The 17,379-nt window shown below is 73.3% G+C and carries 13 protein-coding genes and 1 pseudogene; 10 read left to right on the top strand and 4 right to left on the bottom strand.

The features are described from left to right. Positions 1-65: 65 nt before the first annotated feature. A pseudogene (locus JKP76_RS24060) lies at positions 66-836 on the bottom strand (glycogen debranching enzyme); the annotation flags it as partial. Between the two features lie 417 nt (positions 837-1,253). On the opposite strand from JKP76_RS24060, the gene uvrB reads away from it, so the two are divergent. The 4 genes from uvrB (at position 1,254) to JKP76_RS12350 (ending at position 7,744) form a co-directional block, all read left to right on the top strand. Next, positions 1,254-3,371, top strand: coding sequence for an excinuclease ABC subunit UvrB (gene uvrB, locus JKP76_RS12330; RefSeq protein ID WP_200491079.1), 2,118 nt, complete (start codon positions 1,254-1,256; stop codon positions 3,369-3,371). A gap of 16 nt (positions 3,372-3,387) precedes the next feature. Beyond that, on the top strand, positions 3,388-4,866 hold the full coding sequence (locus JKP76_RS12335) for an alpha/beta hydrolase domain-containing protein (RefSeq protein WP_200491080.1): 1,479 nt from the start codon (positions 3,388-3,390) through the stop codon (positions 4,864-4,866). Between the two features lie 251 nt (positions 4,867-5,117). Then, positions 5,118-6,638 carry a TerC family protein gene (locus JKP76_RS12340; protein ID WP_242471283.1) on the top strand — a complete coding sequence of 507 codons (1,521 nt, stop codon included), beginning with the start codon at positions 5,118-5,120 and terminating at the stop codon, positions 6,636-6,638. An 11-nt stretch (positions 6,639-6,649) separates the two neighbouring features. After that, entirely contained in the window at positions 6,650-7,744 is a 1,095-nt protein-coding gene (locus JKP76_RS12350) for a TerC family protein (RefSeq protein WP_200491082.1), read from the top strand. A gap of 407 nt (positions 7,745-8,151) precedes the next feature. Here the strand turns inward: JKP76_RS12350 and JKP76_RS21020 are convergent, their stop codons facing one another. Next, complete coding sequence (locus tag JKP76_RS21020; protein ID WP_242471284.1) at positions 8,152-8,877, bottom strand: hypothetical protein; 726 nt, start codon at positions 8,875-8,877, stop codon at positions 8,152-8,154. Between the two features lies 1 nt (position 8,878). On the opposite strand from JKP76_RS21020, the gene JKP76_RS21025 reads away from it, so the two are divergent. The 3 genes from JKP76_RS21025 (at position 8,879) to JKP76_RS12365 (ending at position 10,569) form a co-directional block, all read left to right on the top strand. Beyond that, a complete protein-coding gene (locus tag JKP76_RS21025; protein ID WP_309232933.1) occupies positions 8,879-9,730 on the top strand; it encodes a prolyl oligopeptidase family serine peptidase in 852 nt (283 codons plus the stop codon). Positions 9,731-9,778: 48 nt separating this feature from the next. Continuing rightward, entirely contained in the window at positions 9,779-10,066 is a 288-nt protein-coding gene (locus JKP76_RS12360; protein ID WP_200491083.1) for a hypothetical protein, read from the top strand. A 98-nt stretch (positions 10,067-10,164) separates the two neighbouring features. Then, positions 10,165-10,569, top strand: a complete 405-nt coding sequence (locus JKP76_RS12365; protein ID WP_200491084.1) for a plastocyanin/azurin family copper-binding protein — start codon at positions 10,165-10,167, stop codon at positions 10,567-10,569. A 25-nt stretch (positions 10,570-10,594) separates the two neighbouring features. Here the strand turns inward: JKP76_RS12365 and JKP76_RS12370 are convergent, their stop codons facing one another. Next, entirely contained in the window at positions 10,595-11,257 is a 663-nt protein-coding gene (locus JKP76_RS12370; protein WP_200491085.1) for an MBL fold metallo-hydrolase, read from the bottom strand. A 49-nt stretch (positions 11,258-11,306) separates the two neighbouring features. Between JKP76_RS12370 and JKP76_RS12375 the strand changes: the two genes are divergently transcribed. Further along, on the top strand, positions 11,307-12,800 hold the full coding sequence (locus JKP76_RS12375; RefSeq protein WP_200491086.1) for an amidase: 1,494 nt from the start codon (positions 11,307-11,309) through the stop codon (positions 12,798-12,800). A gap of 151 nt (positions 12,801-12,951) precedes the next feature. After that, entirely contained in the window at positions 12,952-15,843 is a 2,892-nt protein-coding gene (uvrA, locus tag JKP76_RS12380) for an excinuclease ABC subunit UvrA (RefSeq protein ID WP_200491087.1), read from the top strand. Between the two features lie 38 nt (positions 15,844-15,881). Here the strand turns inward: uvrA and JKP76_RS12385 are convergent, their stop codons facing one another. Then, the gene (locus JKP76_RS12385) at positions 15,882-16,454 is read right to left on the bottom strand and encodes a hypothetical protein (RefSeq protein ID WP_200491088.1); all 573 of its coding nucleotides are present in this window, start codon (positions 16,452-16,454) and stop codon (positions 15,882-15,884) included. Positions 16,455-16,596: 142 nt separating this feature from the next. Between JKP76_RS12385 and JKP76_RS12390 the strand changes: the two genes are divergently transcribed. Next, positions 16,597-17,331: an SDR family NAD(P)-dependent oxidoreductase gene (locus JKP76_RS12390; protein WP_200491089.1), complete on the top strand. Its 735-nt coding sequence runs from the start codon at positions 16,597-16,599 to the stop codon at positions 17,329-17,331. Positions 17,332-17,379 lie beyond the last annotated feature (48 nt).

Here is a 17,379-nt window from a genome sequence, read left to right on the forward strand (position 1 = left end):
GGGCCCAGGTGGTTGCCCTCGGCGGTGTGGTTGTAGACGACGTCGAGGATGACCTCGATGCCCGCCTCGTGCAGGGCCCGGACCATGCCCTTGAACTCCTGCACCTGCTGGCCGTTGCTCGACTGCGCGTACTCGTTGTGCGGCGCGAAGAAGCCGATCGTGTTGTAGCCCCAGTAGTTGCGCAGGCCCTTCTGCAGCAGCGTGTCGTCCTGCACGAACTGGTGCACCGGCATGAGCTCGATGGCGGTGATGCCCAGGTCGGTGAGGTGCTCGATCGTCGCCGGGTGCGCGACGCCGGCGTAGGTGCCGCGCAGCTCCTCGGGGATCCGCGGGTTGGTCATCGTCAGGCCCTTGACGTGGGCCTCGTAGATGACCGTCTTGTTGTAGGGCGTCCTCGGCGGGCGGTCGACGCCCCAGTCGAAGTAGGGGTTGACGACGACGGACTTCGGCATGTGCGCCGCAGAGTCGTCGTCGTTGCGCTCCTTGGTCTCGAAGTCGTAGCCGAACACCGACGGGTCCCAGTCGACCTGGCCGTCGATCGCCTTGGCGTAGGGGTCGAGGAGGAGCTTGTTCGGGTTGCACCGCAGCCCCTGCGAGGGGTCGTGCGGGCCGTGCACCCGGAAGCCGTACTTCTGGCCGGGGTGGATGTTCGGGAGGAACGCGTGCCACACGTACCCGTCCATCTCGGGGAGGCGGATGCGCTCCTCGTTCCCGTCTTCGTCGAAGAGGCAGAGCTCGACCTTGTCGGCCACCTCGCTGAAGATCGCGAAGTTCGTGCCGGTGCCGTCGTACGTGGCCCCGAGGGGGTAGGCACTGCCGGGCCATACCTGGGTCATGGACTGGTTCCTCCTGCTGCGTGCCCCGGGCACGGGGGCGGAGCCTCTCTCCCAGGGGCGGGGGGAGGAGGCGGGACGGGCGACCCCGTGCCCGTGCCCCGCCCGGGGGGCTCGCACACCTGGAAACGGTGTGACCCTGGCGGGCGCCGGCCGGGGAGACGCGACGGCGCCCCCGGGGACCAGCCACGGGGGCGCCGTGCGCGGAACGGCGGGCCGACCTCGCCCGGCGGATCCGGGTGGCGCTGGCCCGAGGCACCGCTCCTGCGAGCCGCGACGGTAGGGGCCGCGCTGTGCCCCCCGCAAGTACCTGCCACCGGACGGTCGCGTCCGGTCCGGGCCGGGGATCCGGGGGCGAGCAGGGGCGTCGCCGGTTCGCGGCCGCGCGTTCTGTCGCACCCCCGTCGTACCGTCGTCCCCGTGCGCACGACCACCGACATCAGGCCGACCCAGGGCCGCTTCCGCGTCGTCAGCGAGTTCGAGCCGGCGGGTGACCAGCCGGCCGCCATCAAGGCGCTCGCCGAGCGGGTGAACGCGGGGGACGAGCACACCGTCCTGCTGGGTGCCACGGGTACCGGCAAGTCGGCGACGACGGCGTGGCTCATCGAGCAGGTGCAGCGCCCCACGCTGGTGATGGCGCCCAACAAGACCCTCGCCGCCCAGCTGGCCAACGAGTTCCGCGAGCTGCTCCCCGACGCCGCGGTGGAGTACTTCGTCTCGTACTACGACTACTACCAGCCCGAGGCCTACGTCCCGCAGACGGACACCTACATCGAGAAGGACTCCTCGATCAACGAGGAGGTCGAGCGGCTCCGGCACTCGGCCACCAACAGCCTGCTCACCCGGCGCGACGTCGTGGTGGTCTCCACCGTCTCCTGCATCTACGGCCTGGGCACCCCCCAGGAGTACGTCGAGCGCGCGCTGAAGATCCGCAAGGGGGAGGAGCGCGACCGGGACGAGCTGCTGCGCACCCTGGTCACCGAGCAGTACACGCGCAACGACCTCTCCTTCACCCGCGGCACGTTCCGCGTGCGGGGCGACACGATCGAGGTATTCCCGGTGTACGAGGAGCTCGCCGTCCGGATCGAGATGTTCGGCGACGAGGTCGAGCGGCTGTACTACCTGCACCCGCTGACCGGCGAGGTCGTGCGCGAGGTCGAGGAGCTGTTCGTCTTCCCGGCCAGCCACTACGTCGCGGGGCCCGACCGGATGGAGCGGGCGATCCGCAGCATCGAGGCCGAGCTCGAGGTCCGGTTGGCGGAGCTGGAGCGGCAGGGCAAGCTGCTGGAGGCCCAGCGGCTGCGCATGCGCACCACCTACGACATCGAGATGATGCGCCAGGTCGGGTTCTGCTCGGGCATCGAGAACTACTCGCGGCACATCGACGGGCGCGCCCCCGGCAGCGCCGGCGCCTGCCTCATCGACTACTTCCCCGACGACTTCCTGCTGGTCATCGACGAGTCGCACGTGACCGTCCCGCAGATCGGCGGCATGTACGAGGGCGACATGAGCCGCAAGCGCACGCTCGTCGAGCACGGCTTCCGGCTCCCGTCGGCGATGGACAACCGCCCCCTGAAGTGGGAGGAGTTCACCGACCGGATCCACCAGTCGGTCTACCTCTCGGCCACGCCCGGCGACTACGAGCTGGGCAAGGTGCAGGGCGACGTCGTCGAGCAGGTCATCCGGCCCACCGGCCTGATCGACCCCGAGGTCGTGGTCAAGCCGACCAAGGGCCAGATCGACGACCTCGTGCACGAGATCCGCCTCCGCACCGAGAAGGACGAGCGGATCCTGGTCACGACGCTGACCAAGAAGATGTCCGAGGACCTCACCGACTACCTGCTCGAGCTCGGCATCAAGGTCCGCTACCTGCACTCCGAGGTGGACACGCTGCGCCGGGTCGAGCTGCTGCGCGAGCTGCGGCAGGGCGAGTACGACGTGCTGGTCGGCATCAACCTGCTGCGCGAGGGCCTCGACCTGCCCGAGGTGTCGCTGGTGGCGATCCTCGACGCGGACAAGGAGGGCTTCCTCCGCTCGGGCAAGTCGCTCATCCAGACCATCGGCCGTGCGGCGCGCAACGTGTCCGGCCAGGTGCACATGTACGCCGACAAGATCACCCCGTCCATGGCCCAGGCCATCGACGAGACGAACCGGCGCCGCGAGAAGCAGATCGCCTACAACACCGCCCACGGCGTCGACCCGCAGCCGCTGCGCAAGAAGATCGTCGACATCCTCGACGGCATCTACAAGGCCGCCGAGGACGCCGAGGCCGCCACCGAGCTGCTCGGCGGCTCGGGCCGGCAGCAGTCGCGCGGCAAGTCGCCGGTCCCGGGCCTGTCGTCGAAGGCGAAGGCCAAGGCCGGGTCGATCGACGTGCAGGGCCTCCCGCGCGCTGAGCTGGCCGACATGATCCAGACGATGAACGAGCAGATGCTCTCCGCCGCGCGGGAGCTGCAGTTCGAGGTCGCGGCCCGGCTGCGCGACGAGCTGACCGAGCTCAAGAAGGAACTCCGCCAGTTCGACGCCGCGCACGCCTGACCCCGGAGCCGCCCGCATGACCCGCACGACGCCGTCCCGCCCTGCCCACGAGCCGGCCTCCGTGCCGGCCGGCCCGCCGCTCGCCTCGGCGATCACCCGGGTCGAGGCCACGACCGCGCCGATCGAGCTGGCCGGCGTCACCTGGCAGCGGACGACGGGGACGGTGCACGGCGTCATCGACCCCCGGGAGCAGGTCGTGGGGCTGGCGGGGCTGCCCACCGATGCGGCGGGCCGCTGCACGTACCGCGCCGAGTTCGAGGTGATCGCGCCCGAGGGTGGCGGTGACCTCGTCCTCGTGGACGCCGAGAACCGCGGCCGTCCCGCCGTCCTGGTCACCGTGGAGCAGTTCGCGCTCGGCTCGGCGGAGAGCTCGCCGACGGCGGCGGTCTACCCGCCCGGCCGGGGCACCGGCTTCCTCGGTGAGCACGGGCTCGGCTACGCCCGCGTCCAGTGGGAGTCCGGCATCGCGGCCGGCGTCCCGGCGACCGCCCAGGGGATCGGCGAGGTCGTCGTCCGCGACTTCGGCCGGCTGCTCACCCGGCGCACCGGAGACACCCCGCCCGAGGGGCCGGCGCTCCCGCGCTTCGGGTCGGCGGTCCTGGCCGGCATCAGCCAGAGCGCCTGGCTGGTGACCACGCTGGTGGCCGAGGGCTTCAACGTCGAGCCGCACGGCGGTGGGCCGGTGTTCGACGTGGCGGTCACGGTCTCGGGGATCGGCAACTGGCTGGCGATCAACCAGCTGGCGGGGGAGGAGGAGCAGCGGCCCTACCTCCTGCCGGACGGTGTGCCGCTCACCTACGACCGGGTGCTCACCCGCCCCGGCAGCGACCCGCTCCTCGTCGACGTCGCCACCTACACCGACTACTACCGGCTCCGGGCCGGCATCACGGCGCAGGATCCCGGCGACGGGACGGTGCCCCGGTACGACTGGCCGGCTCCGCACGCCGGCCGCACCTACCCAGACGCGGTGGTCTTCGGGGTGCTCGGGTGCAACGGCGGCGTCGAGGTGCCGCGCAACCCGATCTCCTACGAGCCCTACCTGCGCAGCCTGCTCGCCGACGTGGCCGACGTGCTCCGCGGCCGGGACGGCCGGCTGCCCCCGCCGGCGGTGTTCGAGCTGGTGCCGCCGCAGGCCGGTGCGGAGGTCAACGGCCTCCCCGGCGTGGAGCTGCCCGTGCCCGCCGTCGACGACGACACCTGGCAGCCGCGCGGCGGGGTGCGGTTCCCCGACGCCGTGGTCCCGCTGGGCCGGCCGCTGCCGGTGGCGCTGAGCCCGGTGGGCACCTCCTCGATCACCGACGTGTGCGGGAACTGGGGCGGCTGGCAGCCGTTCGACGCCGAGGAGCTGCGCGCCCGCTACGGCGACGTCGACGGGTACCTCGCGCGGTACGCGGCGGCGCTCGATGAGCAGATCGCGGCCGGGTACCTGCGCGCCGCCGAGCGGGAGCGGATGCTCCGCCACGCCCGCGCGGCGTTCCTGGCCGCCGGCGCCTGAGCCGGGTCGGACCGCTGCCACCGATCCGCAGGGTCGGGCACCGATCCGGCACCTCGGGAACACAGCAGCTCCCCGGACCGTTGGGGCCGGGGAAGACGCGCTCAGCGAGCGCGTCCGTGGAGGGGAGTATCCCCGCGCGGCGAGGTCGTCAGTACGGGGTCCCACGACCCCCGGCCCGCCGGCCGTCACCCCGGTGACGGTGGGAGAGACCTCCGGTACTGACCCCAGCGCCAGTCATCGGAGGCTTTTCCTTGGACGTCCCCTTCTGGGTGTGGGCCCTCACCGTCGGCCTCATCGTCGGCATGCTCGTCTTCGACCTCGTCGGGCACGTGCGCACCCCGCACGCCCCCACGCTGCGCGAGTCGGCGACCTGGTCGGCGATCTACGTCGGCATCGCCGTCGTCTTCGGGCTGCTGATCTTCTGGTTCTACGGTGCGCAGTTCGGCGGTGAGTACTTCGCCGGCTACATCACCGAGAAGAGCCTGTCGATCGACAACCTGTTCGTCTTCGTGCTGATCATGGCCAGCTTCGGGGTGCCACGGGAGCTGCAGCAGAAGGTGCTGCTCTACGGCATCACCTTCGCGCTCGTGCTGCGCACCGTGTTCATCCTCGTCGGCGCGGCCGCCATCGAGAACTTCAGCTGGGTCTTCTACCTCTTCGGCGCGATCCTCATCTACACGGCGTGGGCGCAGGCCCGCTCCGGCGGGCACGACGACCACGAGGACTTCTCGGAGAACCTGCTCCTGCGCGGCGCCAGGAAGGCGTTCCCGACCACCGACGAGTACCACTCGGACAAGCTGTCGGTCCGCATCGACGGCAAGCGCTACATCACCCCGCTGGCCATCGCGCTCATCGCCATCGGCAGCGCCGACATCCTCTTCGCCGTCGACTCGATCCCGGCCATCTTCGGCCTCACGCAGGAGACGTACCTGGTCTTCGCCGCCAACGCGTTCTCGCTGCTCGGCCTCCGGCAGCTCTTCTTCCTCATCGACGGCCTGCTCGACCTGGCTGGTCTACCTCGCCTACGGCCTGGCCGTGATCCTCGGCTTCATCGGCGCCAAGCTGGTCATCCACGCGCTGCACACCAACGAGCTGCCGTTCATCAACGGCGGCGAGCACGTCACCGCGATCCCGGAGATCCCGACCTGGCTCTCGCTGACGGTCATCCTGCTGACGCTCGTGGTCACGACGGTGGCCAGCCTGGCGAAGAACCGCCGCGACCGGGCCGCGCGGGCCGCCCTCGCCGGCCCGGCCGACGACGTGCTGGACCCGCGGTGACCGCACCGCCGGCGGAGCTGCTCCTCGCCGGGGCACCGGCGAGGTCGATGGCCGGCGTCCTCACCCTCCTCGACGACGTCGCCGGCCTCGCCGGGGCCGTCGACGGGCTGCGCCGGCGGGTGGAGGAGCTGACCGACCTGCGCAGCGGCGAGCTGCAGGCGCTGCTCGCGGTCGCCGGCGGGGCCACGCGGACCGACGTCGTCGCCGAGCGGACCGGCCAGGTCGACGAGGCGGCGGCCGCGACGCTGCGGGCCCTCCGGGGCCGGGGTCTGGTCACCGCCGACGACGGCGGCACGTCGGGCGCGTGGCGGCTCACGGAGGCCGGGCGGGTGGTGCAGCAGCAGGCCGAGGGGCTGCGGATCCGGGTCCTGCACGGAATCGTCGACGCTCTGGGCGAGGACGCGGCGGCCGAGCTGCGCGCCTCGGTGCGCGCGCTGTCGACGGTCCTCGCGGCCCAGGGAGCGTCGGGGGCGAGGGCACTCAGCGGCCCGTAGAGTCGGGCCCCGTGGAGCTCCCCGTCTGGTTCGAGGTCGCGACGTTCGTGGGACTCACCGTCCTGCTGCTCGCCGACCTCGCCATCGTCGCCCGTCGTCCGCACGAGCCGTCGGTCAAGGAGGCGAGCCTCTGGGTCAGCTTCTACGTCGGGCTGGCCCTGCTGTTCGGGCTCGTGATCCTGGTCGTGACCGGCGGGCAGTTCGCCACGGAGTTCTACGCGGGCTGGCTGACGGAGTACTCGCTCTCGGTCGACAACCTCTTCGTCTTCGTGATCATCATGGCCCGCTTCCAGGTGCCCCGGAAGCTGCAGCAGGAAGCGCTGATGGTGGGCATCATCATCGCGCTGGTGCTGCGCGGGATCTTCATCCTGCTGGGCGCCGCGGTGATCGAGCGCTTCACCTGGGTCTTCTACATCTTCGGCGCGTTCCTCATCTACACCGCGATCAACCTGGTGCGGCACCGCGGCGAGGACGAGGAGTACGAGGAGAACGCGTTCATCCGCCGGATGCGGAAGGTGCTGCCGATCAGCAAGGACTTCCACGGCAGCAAGATCCGGGTCACCGAGGGCGGCAAGAAGCTCTGGACCCCGATGGTCATCGTCTTCCTCGCGCTGGGGACGACGGACCTGCTCTTCGCCCTCGACAGCATCCCGGCGATCTTCGGCCTGACCAAGGAGCCGTTCATCGTCTTCACGGCGAACGTGTTCGCGCTCATGGGGCTGCGCCAGCTGTACTTCCTGCTCGGCGGCCTGCTCAAGCGGCTGGTCTACCTGTCCATCGGCCTCTCGGTCATCCTCGCGTTCATCGGCGTGAAGCTGATCATGGAGGCGCTGCACACCAACGAGCTGCCGTTCATCAACGGTGGTGAGCACATCGACGCGGTGCCCGAGATCCCGATCTGGCTGTCGCTCGCGATCATCCTGGGCGTGCTGCTCGTCGCCACCGTCGCCAGCCTGCTCAAGACCCGCGGCGAGCTCACCTCCGCCGGCGCACCGCAGCTCGACGAGAGCGTTGCCGAGTCCGTGCCCGCCGGCGGGCCCGAGGCGTCCGCGGCCGTCGAGAGCCGCCTCGCCGAGGAGCAGGACGAGGACAGCGCCCGCCGCTGACCGCACCGAGGGCCGCACGGGGGCGGCCGGGCCGGCCCGGGCCACCGGCTAGCGTCGCTCCCATGCGGCCCGACGACCTCGCGCTCCTGCGCACGCCGGGCGTCCCCACCGTGTCCCCGGACGGCCGGATGGCGGTCGTCGCCGTCGAGCGGCTGGACCTCGAGGCCGACGCGTACCGCAGCCAGCTGTGGGCCGTGCCGACCGACGCGTCGGCACCGGCGCGCCCCATCAGCGCCGGCTCCCGCGACTGCTGCCCGGCGTTCTCCCCCGACGGCCGGTGGCTGGCCTACCTGGGCGCCGGACCGGACGGGCAACCGCAGGTGTGCCTGCTGGCCACCGCGGGCGGCGAACCTCGCCGGCTCACCGAGCACCCGCTGGGCGCCGGCGCGCCGGTCTGGTCGCCGGACTCACGGCGGCTCGCCTACGTCGCCCGGGTGCCCGAGCACGGCCGGTACGGCACGGTCGAGGGCGTCGGCCCCGAGGCCGAGCCGCCGCGGCTGATCACCACGCTGACGTACCGCGCGGACGGCATCGGCTTCCTGGCCGACCGCCGCAGCCAGGTCTTCGTCCTCGACCTGCCCGCCTCGCTGCGCGACGACGCCGCGCCGCCCGCACCGGTGCAGCTGACCTCCGGGGACGCCGACTGCGCCGACGTCGTCTGGCGCCCGGACGGCGCGGCCCTCGCCTTCGTCTCCGCGCGGCACCCGCGGGCCGACCGGGACCTCGTCGTCGACGTCCACGAGATCGCCACCGACGGCTCCGGGCTGCGCCGGGTGACCGCGTCGGTCGGGCGGTGCTCGGGCCCGGCCTACGCGCCTGACGGCACGCTCGTCGTCACCGCCGTCCCCGACCTCGGGCCCGACGGGCTCGACGACGTCGCCCGCCCGGCCGTGCCCTGCCGGGTCACCGCGGACGGCGCTCTGCAGCCGCTGCTCGACCCGGAGGAGCACCGCCGCGGCGACCGCACCCCGGGGACGGTGCTGGCGGACGTCGCTGTCCTGGTCGGTGTCGAGCGGCGGGGGGCGGTCGAGCTGCTGCGGGTCCCGCTCACCGGCGGGGAGGCCGAGGTGCTGGTCGACGGACCGTTCACCGTGCGGGGGATCGCGGCGGCGGGTGGTGTCGTCGTCGCCCACCGTGGCGCACGAGCGCTCGGCCGGGGAGCTGGTCGCGCTGTCCGGGGGGAGCCGGCGGCTGCTCACCCGCTTCGGCGCGGAGCTGGGCGGCACCGGCCGGCTGCACCCGATGCGCGAGCGGACGGCGACCGCCCCCGACGGCTACCCGGTGCACGGCTGGGTGACCACACCCCCGGGGCCCGGCCCGCACCCGGTGCTGCTCGCCCTGCACGGCGGGCCGTTCAGCCAGCACGGCTGGTCGCTCCTGGACGACGTCCAGGTCCACGTCTCCGCCGGCTACGCGGTGGTGCAGTGCAATCCGCGCGGGTCCTCGGGGTACGGCGCCGCGCACGGCCGGGCCATCCGGCACGCCTGGGGTGGGCTGGACGCCGACGACGTGCTCGCCTTTCTCGACGCCGCGCTCGCCGACCCCGCGCTCGACGCCGACCGGGTGGGCGTCATGGGCGGCTCCTACGGCGGCTACCTCACCGCGCTGCTCGTCGGCCGCACGGACCGCTTCGCCGCCGCGGTGGTGGAGCGCGGCTTCACCGATCCCGGGCGCTCCGGTGCGCAGAGCGCGCCGGCGTCGGCGATCACCACGCCGACGATGGTGGTCCACGCCGAGCAGGACTGGCGGACGCCGCTCGAGCAGGGCACCCGGCTCTACGTCGAGCTCAAGCGCCGCGGCGTCCCCTCCGAGCTGCTGCTGTTCCCCGGCGAGGGGCACGAGCTGTCCCGCTCGGGGCGGCCGAGGCACCGGCAGGCGCGCTTCGAGCACCTGCTGCGCTGGTGGGCCCGCTGGCTGCCGACCCCCGCGAACCCGGGCCCGGCCACCGCCGAGCTGGTCGAGCCGGAGGCCGACGAGGGGCGCTGAGGCGTTCCCGGCGGGCGCGGTCGGGCCGCCGCGCCCCTACGGTGGGGCATGGCGCTCATCTACCCGGTCCTGGCCGACGCTCCCGAACCCGACGACGACGCCCTGCCCGACTTCGCCGAGCTCGCCGCCGACCTCTCCGACCAGTGGCTGGTCGAGATCGAGGTCGGCGAGGACGGCGACGAGGGCTGCTTCGGCCCGCTGACCGCGCGCGCGGCGTGGGACCTCGCCGTCGGCGTCGACCAGCGGCGTCCCGGCTGGAACGTCTCGATCACCCCGCTCTACCTGCCCGGAACCCCGGACGAGCTGGCCGCCGCCTTCGACGACGACGACGACTGAGCCCGCCGGCGGCGGGTGGGGCGGCCGGAGGGCTTGAGCCGGGGGCCGGGGCGGCGGATGCTGCGGGGGACCCGTCGGCCGAGCACTCGGGAGCGGTCATGCAGGGTGCGCGCGCAACCGCCCTCGCGGTGCTCCTCCTGACCGCCGCGTGCAGCAGCGGCTCGGGGGACGACGGCGGCGGGGACGAGGCGGTGCCCGGGGCGCCGACCCTGCACGGGTCGGTCGGCACCGAGGAGTCCCCGGACGCCTTCGAGATCGCCCTGGTGGACGACGACGGTGAACCGGTCACCGAGCTGCCCGCCGGGCAGTACAACGTCGTGGTGGAGGACTACAGCGAGGTCCACGACTTCCACCTCAGCGGGCTCGACGGCGGCGACGTGGACGAGAAGACGCGGGTCACCGGGACGGGCGAGACCACCTGGGTCATCACCTTCGACGCGGGCGAGTACCGCTACCTGTGCGACCCCCACCCGAGCATGAACGGCCGGTTCACCGTCAGCTGACCCCGCCGGTCACCGGGTCGCCCGGTCACCAGCCGCGGGCGCGCCACTCCGGCAGCGAGGGGCGCTCGGCGCCGATCGTCGTGTCGTTCCCGTGCCCCGGGTAGACCCAGGTGCCGTCGGGCAGCGCGTCGAACAGCCGCTGCTCGACGTCGTCGATGAGGCTGGCGAACCGGCCGGCGTCCTGCTGGGTGTTGCCCACGCCGCCGGGGAAGAGGCTGTCGCCGGTGAAGACGTGGGTGCCCGCGTCCCCGGGGCCGCGCCAGACCAGCGCGATGCTGCCCGGCGTGTGCCCCCGCAGGTGGACGACCTCCAGCGGCTGCTCGCCGACGGAGACCGTCTCGCCGTGCTCGACGGTGCGGTCGACGCGCACCGGCAGGTCGGCCGCGTCGGCGGCGTGCGCGACCGTGGCCGCGCCGGTGGCCGCCACGACCTCGGGCAGCGCCCGGTGGTGGTCCCAGTGCCCGTGGGTGGTGACGACGGTGCGCAGCACCGCGTCGCCGACCAGGCCCAGCAGCGCCTCGGGTTCGGCCGCGGCGTCGATCAGCAGCGCCTCCCCGGTGGCGGTGCAGCGCAGCAGGTAGGCGTTGTTCGCCATCTCGCTGACCGCCAGCTTGCTGATCGTCAGCCCGGGCAGCTCCCGGACGTCGGGCGCTCCGCCGACCTCGACGTTCCCGGTGTAGGAGCTCATCTCCGGCCTCCGTTCGAAAAGTGTCGGCGTGCGCCGTTACGGTCCTGGCATGGACGCTAGCGGAGGTCTCGGCCTGCCCCCGATCGAGCTGCGCGCGGGGGACGGGAGCACCGGCCGGCCGGTGCCGTGGGCCGCCGACCCGGAGGGGACGCCGAGCGACCCGGGCCTGGTCGGGCTGACCGCCGCGGAGATCGCCGCCCGCGTGCGCACCGGCGAGATCACCGCCGTCGACGTGGTGCGCGCCCACCTCGACCACATCGAGGCGGTCGACGCCCGCGTCGGCGCCTTCCGCGTCGTCCGGCGCGACGCGGCCCTCGCCGAGGCGGCCGCGGTCGACGCCAGCCTCACCCGGTTCGCGCTGCCGCTGGCCGGCGTCCCCGTCGCGATCAAGGACAACGTGGCGGTCGCGGGGGAGGTCTGCACCGACGGGTCCCCCGCCCGCGCCGGCGAGCCGGAGCGCAAGGACCACCCCGTCGTCACCCGGCTGCGCAAGGCCGGCGCCGTCGTCGTCGGCATCACCCGTGCGCCCGAGCTCTGCCTCTACGCCGCCACCGACGGGCCCGGCACGGTCAGCCGCAACCCCTGGGACACCGCGCTCTCGTCGGCCGGCAGCTCCGGTGGCAGCGCCGCCGCGGTCGCCTCGGGCTCGGTGCCGATCGCGCACGGCAACGACGGCATGGGCTCGCTCCGGCTGCCCGCCGCCGCCTGCGGCCTGGTCACCCTCAAGCCGGGCCGGGGCGTCGTCCCCGGCGGCATCGGCGCGGACGACTGGTCGGGCATGGCGGTCAACGGCGCGCTGGCCACCACCGTCGGCGACCTCGCGCTGGCCCACGCCGTCCTGGCGGGGGAGACGCCCGAGCAACCCCCGGCGCCCGACCGGCCGCTGCGCATCGCGGTGAGCACGCGGTCCCCGGTCCCGGGCGTCGGTGCCGACGCCGCCACCCGGGCCGCGGTCGACGCCGTCGTCGCCGAGCTGGAGGCCGCCGGCCACACCGTCGTCCGCCGCGATCCGCCGATCACCCCCGGCGCGGCCGCCGGAGCGCTGGTCCGCTGGTTCGCCGGCGCCGAGGACGACGCCGAGTTCCTGGGCATCGACCGGCGCGAGCTCCAGCCGCGCAGCCGCACCCACGCCCGGCTCGGCCGGCTCGTGCGCCGGCTCGGGCTGGTCCGGCCGCGCACCCAGGAGCGGTTCCGCGAGCGGATGGTCGGGTTCTTCTCCGACGTCGACCTGCTGCTCACCCCGGTGACCACCGGCCCGCCGCTGGCCGCCCGCCCCTGGCACGAGCGCGGGTTCCTGGCCAACGTCACAGCCAACGCCCGCTGGGCGCCGTGGACGGCGGCGTGGAACCTGGCCGGCCTCCCGGCGGCGGTGCTGCCGGGCGGGACGCGGCCGTCCGGGCCCCCGGTGGCGGTCCAGTTCGTCGGCCCCCCGGGCGCCGAGGGACGACTACTCTGGCTGGCCGGAGAGCTGGAGCGCCGGCTCCCGTGGCGCCGCTACGCGCCCGTCTTCGACCCCACCGACCGGCCGTCCACCGCGACCTGAACCTGCCCGCCCCGCGGGCGCAGGTCACACCGCGGAGGCGGACGACCACGGCCGGCGCGGGCGTTGCACCCGGCAGATCGACGGCGGCGTCCCCGGCCCGCCCCGCAGCACCAGCACCCGCGACACCCAACCAGCGACCGACAGGGATCACATGGACCGGCTCGTCGTCCGCGGCGCCCGAGAGCACAACCTCAAGGACGTCCACCTCGACCTCCCCCGTGACGCGCTCATCGTGTTCACGGGCCTCTCCGGCTCCGGCAAGTCGAGCCTCGCCTTCGACACGATCTTCGCCGAGGGGCAGCGCCGCTACGTCGAGTCGCTGTCGGCCTACGCCCGCCAGTTCCTCGGCCAGATGGACAAGCCCGACGTCGACTTCATCGAGGGCCTGTCGCCGGCGGTGTCGATCGACCAGAAGTCGACCAACCGCAACCCGCGGTCGACCGTCGGCACGATCACCGAGGTCTACGACTACCTCCGCCTCCTCTACGCGCGCGCCGGTCAGCCGCACTGCCCCAACTGCGGCAAGCCGATCTCCCGGCAGACGCCGCAGCAGATCGTCGACCAGGTGCTGGCCATGGAGGAGGGCACCCGCTTCCAGGTGCTCGCGCCGGTCGTCCGCGCGCGCAAGGGCGAGTACGTCGACCTGTTCAGCTCGCTGCAGACGCAGGGCTTCTCCCGCGTCCGCGTCGACGGCACGGTGCACTCGCTGACCGAGCCGCCGAAGCTCAAGAAGCAGGAGAAGCACTCGATCGAGGTCATCGTCGACCGGCTCACCGTCAAGGAGAGCGCCAAGCGCCGGCTGACCGACTCGGTGGAGACCGCCCTCGGCCTGGCCGGCGGCCTCGTCGTCCTCGAGTTCGTCGACCTGCCGGACGACGACCCGCACCGCGAGCGCACCTTCTCCGAGCACCTCGCCTGCGTCGACGACGGGCTGTCCTTCGAGGCGCTCGAGCCGCGCTCGTTCTCCTTCAACTCCCCGTTCGGCGCCTGCACCGAGTGCACCGGCATCGGCACCCGCAAGGAGGTCGACCCGGAGCTCGTCGTCCCGGACCCGGAGAAGAGCCTGGCGCAGGGCGCGATCGCGCCGTGGTCGAGCTCGATGAGCAACGAGTACTTCACCCGGCTGCTCACCGGCCTGGGCCAGCAGATCGGCTTCTCCATGGACGAGCCGTGGGAGCGGCTGCCGGCCAAGGTGCAGAAGGCGATCCTGCACGGCTCGCCGGACCAGGTGCACGTCCGCTACAAGAACCGGTACGGCCGCGAGCGCAGCTACTACGCCGCCTTCGAGGGCGTGCTGCCCTTCCTCGAGCGCCGGCACGACGACACCGACAGCGACTACATGCGGGACAAGTACGAGGGCTACATGCGCGACGTCCCGTGCCCCGTCTGCCACGGCACCCGGCTCAAGCCGGAGATCCTCGCGGTCAAGCTCAACGGCCGCTCCATCGCCGAGGTCACCAACCTCTCCATCGGCGAGGCCTCGCAGTGGCTGAACGCCCTCGAGCTGGGGGAGCGCGAGAAGGCTATCGCCGACCGCGTCCTCCGCGAGATCCAGGCGCGGCTGTCCTTCCTGGTCGACGTCGGCCTGGACTACCTCTCCCTCGACCGCCCGGCCGCGACGCTGGCCGGTGGTGAGGCGCAGCGGATCCGGCTGGCCACCCAGATCGGCTCCGGCCTGGTCGGCGTGCTGTACGTGCTGGACGAGCCCTCGATCGGGCTGCACCAGCGCGACAACACCCGGCTGATCGAGACGCTGGTCCGGCTGCGCGACATGGGCAACACGCTCATCGTCGTCGAGCACGACGAGGACACCATCAAGGTCGCCGACTGGGTGGTCGACATCGGCCCGGGCGCCGGCGAGCACGGTGGCGAGGTCGTCGTCAGCGGCACCGTCGACGAGCTGCTGGCCAGCGAGCGGTCGCTCACCGGCCAGTACCTCTCCGGCCGCAAGGCCATCGAGATCCCGGCTCAGCGCCGCGAGCTCACGCCGGGCCGCGAGCTCGTCGTCAAGGGAGCCCGCGAGAACAACCTGCGCGGCATCGACGTGACGTTCCCGCTGGGTGTCCTGGTGGCCGTCACCGGCGTCTCCGGGTCGGGCAAGTCCACGCTGGTCAACGACATCCTCTACACGACGATGGCCAACGTCCTGAACCGCGCGCGCATGGTCGCCGGCCGGCACCGCACGATCACCGGCCTCGACCAGCTGGACAAGGTCGTGCACGTCGACCAGTCGCCGATCGGCCGCACGCCGCGCTCCAACCCGGCCACCTACACCGGGGTCTGGGACCAGGTGCGCAAGCTGTTCGCGCAGACCACCGAGGCGAAGATGCGCGGCTACCTGCCGGGCCGCTTCTCCTTCAACGTCAAGGGCGGGCGCTGCGAGGCGTGCTCCGGCGACGGCACGCTGAAGATCGAGATGAACTTCCTGCCGGACGTCTACGTCCCCTGCGAGGTGTGTAAGGGAGCCCGGTTCAACCGGGAGACCCTCGAGGTGCACTACAAGGGCAAGACGGTCGCCGAGGTGCTCGACATGCCGATCGAGGAGGCGGCGGACTTCTTCGCGGCCATTCCGTCGATCGCGCGCTACCTGCGCACGCTCACCGAGGTCGGCCTCGGCTACGTCCGGCTCGGGCAGCCCGCCACGACGCTCTCCGGCGGCGAGGCCCAGCGGGTCAAGCTGGCCAGCGAGCTGCAGAAGCGGTCCAACGGCCGCAGCATCTACGTCCTCGACGAGCCGACCACCGGCCTGCACTTCGAGGACATCCGCAAGCTGCTGCTGGTCCTGCAGGGCCTGGTCGACAAGGGCAACTCGGTCATCGTCATCGAGCACAACCTCGACGTCATCAAGAGCGCCGACTGGCTCATCGACATGGGGCCCGAGGGCGGGTTCCGCGGCGGCACGGTCGTCGCCGAGGGGCCGCCGGAGTTCGTCGCCACCGTGCCGGAGAGCCACACCGGCCGGTACCTGGCGAAGATCCTCGACGAGGACGCCGTGGCCGCGGCCGCCGCACCCAAGAAGAGGACCCGCAAGAAGGCCAGCTGAGCGCCCGGCCCACCCGGCTCCCGACCCGCCCGGCGAGGTCAGGGAACCGGGTGCGCCCGCACCGGGGGCCGGTGGTCCACCACCTCGACGAGGGCCACGCCGGCCGGGTCCGGGACCCGGCCGGCGGCCACGGCCGCCGCCACCGCGGCGAGCACCTCGGCGGACGGCTGCTCGCCGGACCCGTGCTCTCGGGACGCTTGCTCTCCGGGCCCCTGCCAGCGGGCCCAGCGCCGGAACCGGCCGCGGGCGACCAGCTCGATCTCCCACCGTCCCGACCTCCACGCGCGCAGCTGGGCCAGTGCCCCGGGGCGCGGGCGCGACCTCCGCGCCTCGTGCAACGCCCAGATCGCGGAACCGGTCCGGTGCCACTCGCCGCGCAGTGCCGCCAGCTCCGCGTCCACCGGGTCGCTGATGGGTGCCGCCGGGAGCCGCACATCGGTGGGCGCGGACGCCACCAGCGGAGCGGGGTGCCGCCCCAGTGCCTCCTCCAGCCGCCGGCGCAGTCGGTTCGCGTCCGGGCCGGGATGCGGTGGCGCCAGGCCGGCCCCGCGCACGAACCGCGCCCGCACCCACCACTCGCTGCCCCAGGGATCGGTCACCGTCTGCCGCACGCCACGCCTCCGTCGTCGTCGAGGAGGCGAGCATGCCGCGCGCGCCCGGGCCCGGGTCGGCGTCGTCCACAGGCCGGCCCGCGGACGTCGACGCGCCCCGGGCCCGTTCCACCCGCGGCGGCCGGCACGACAGACTGCGCGCATGGACCTCACGGACAACGTCGTCATCGTCACCGGCTCGAGCAGCGGCATCGGCGAGGCGGTCGCCCGCCGGCTGGCGGCGGCGGGCGCCCGCATCGTCGTCAACTCGGCATCCTCCGTCGAGGCGGGGGAGCGGCTGGCCGGGGAGCTGGGCGACGCCTGCTACGTGCAGGGCGACATCTCCGATCCCGCGACCGCGCAGGCGCTGGTCGCCGCCGCGCAGGACCGCTGGGGCCGGCTGGACGGGCTGGTCAACAACGCCGCGGTCACCGCGGAGGTCCCGCTCGCCGACATCGACGGCGTCACGGCCGACCACTGGAACCGCGTGCTCGGCGTCAACGTCGTCGGCACCTTCCTCGTCTCGCAGGCCGCGCTCCCGCTGCTGCGCGCCGCCGAGGACGGCTGGATCCTCAACGTCACCTCGATCGCCGGCATCCGCCAGACCGGCAGCTCGCTGCCCTACGCCGTCTCCAAGGCCGCCGTCGACCACCTGACGACGATCCTGGCCAAGCACGCCGGCGGCGGGGTCCGGGTCAACGCGGTCGCGCCGGGGCTGGTGGCGACGCCGTGGACCAAGACCTGGGACCAGCAGAAGGCGGGCGTCGCCGCGACGGCGCCGCTGAAGCGGGTCGCGACGCCGGACGACATCGCCGACGCCTGCATGGGGCTCATCGGGACCCGCTACGCCACCGGCCAGACGCTGCTCGTCGACGGCGGGCTGGGTCTGGTGGTCTGACGGCCTGGTCCGACGGCCTGGTTCGACGGTGCAGAACCGGGGCGTCAA

This window comes from Blastococcus sp. TML/C7B, assembly GCF_016612845.1.
In the GTDB taxonomy this organism is placed as follows: domain Bacteria; phylum Actinomycetota; class Actinomycetes; order Mycobacteriales; family Geodermatophilaceae; genus Blastococcus.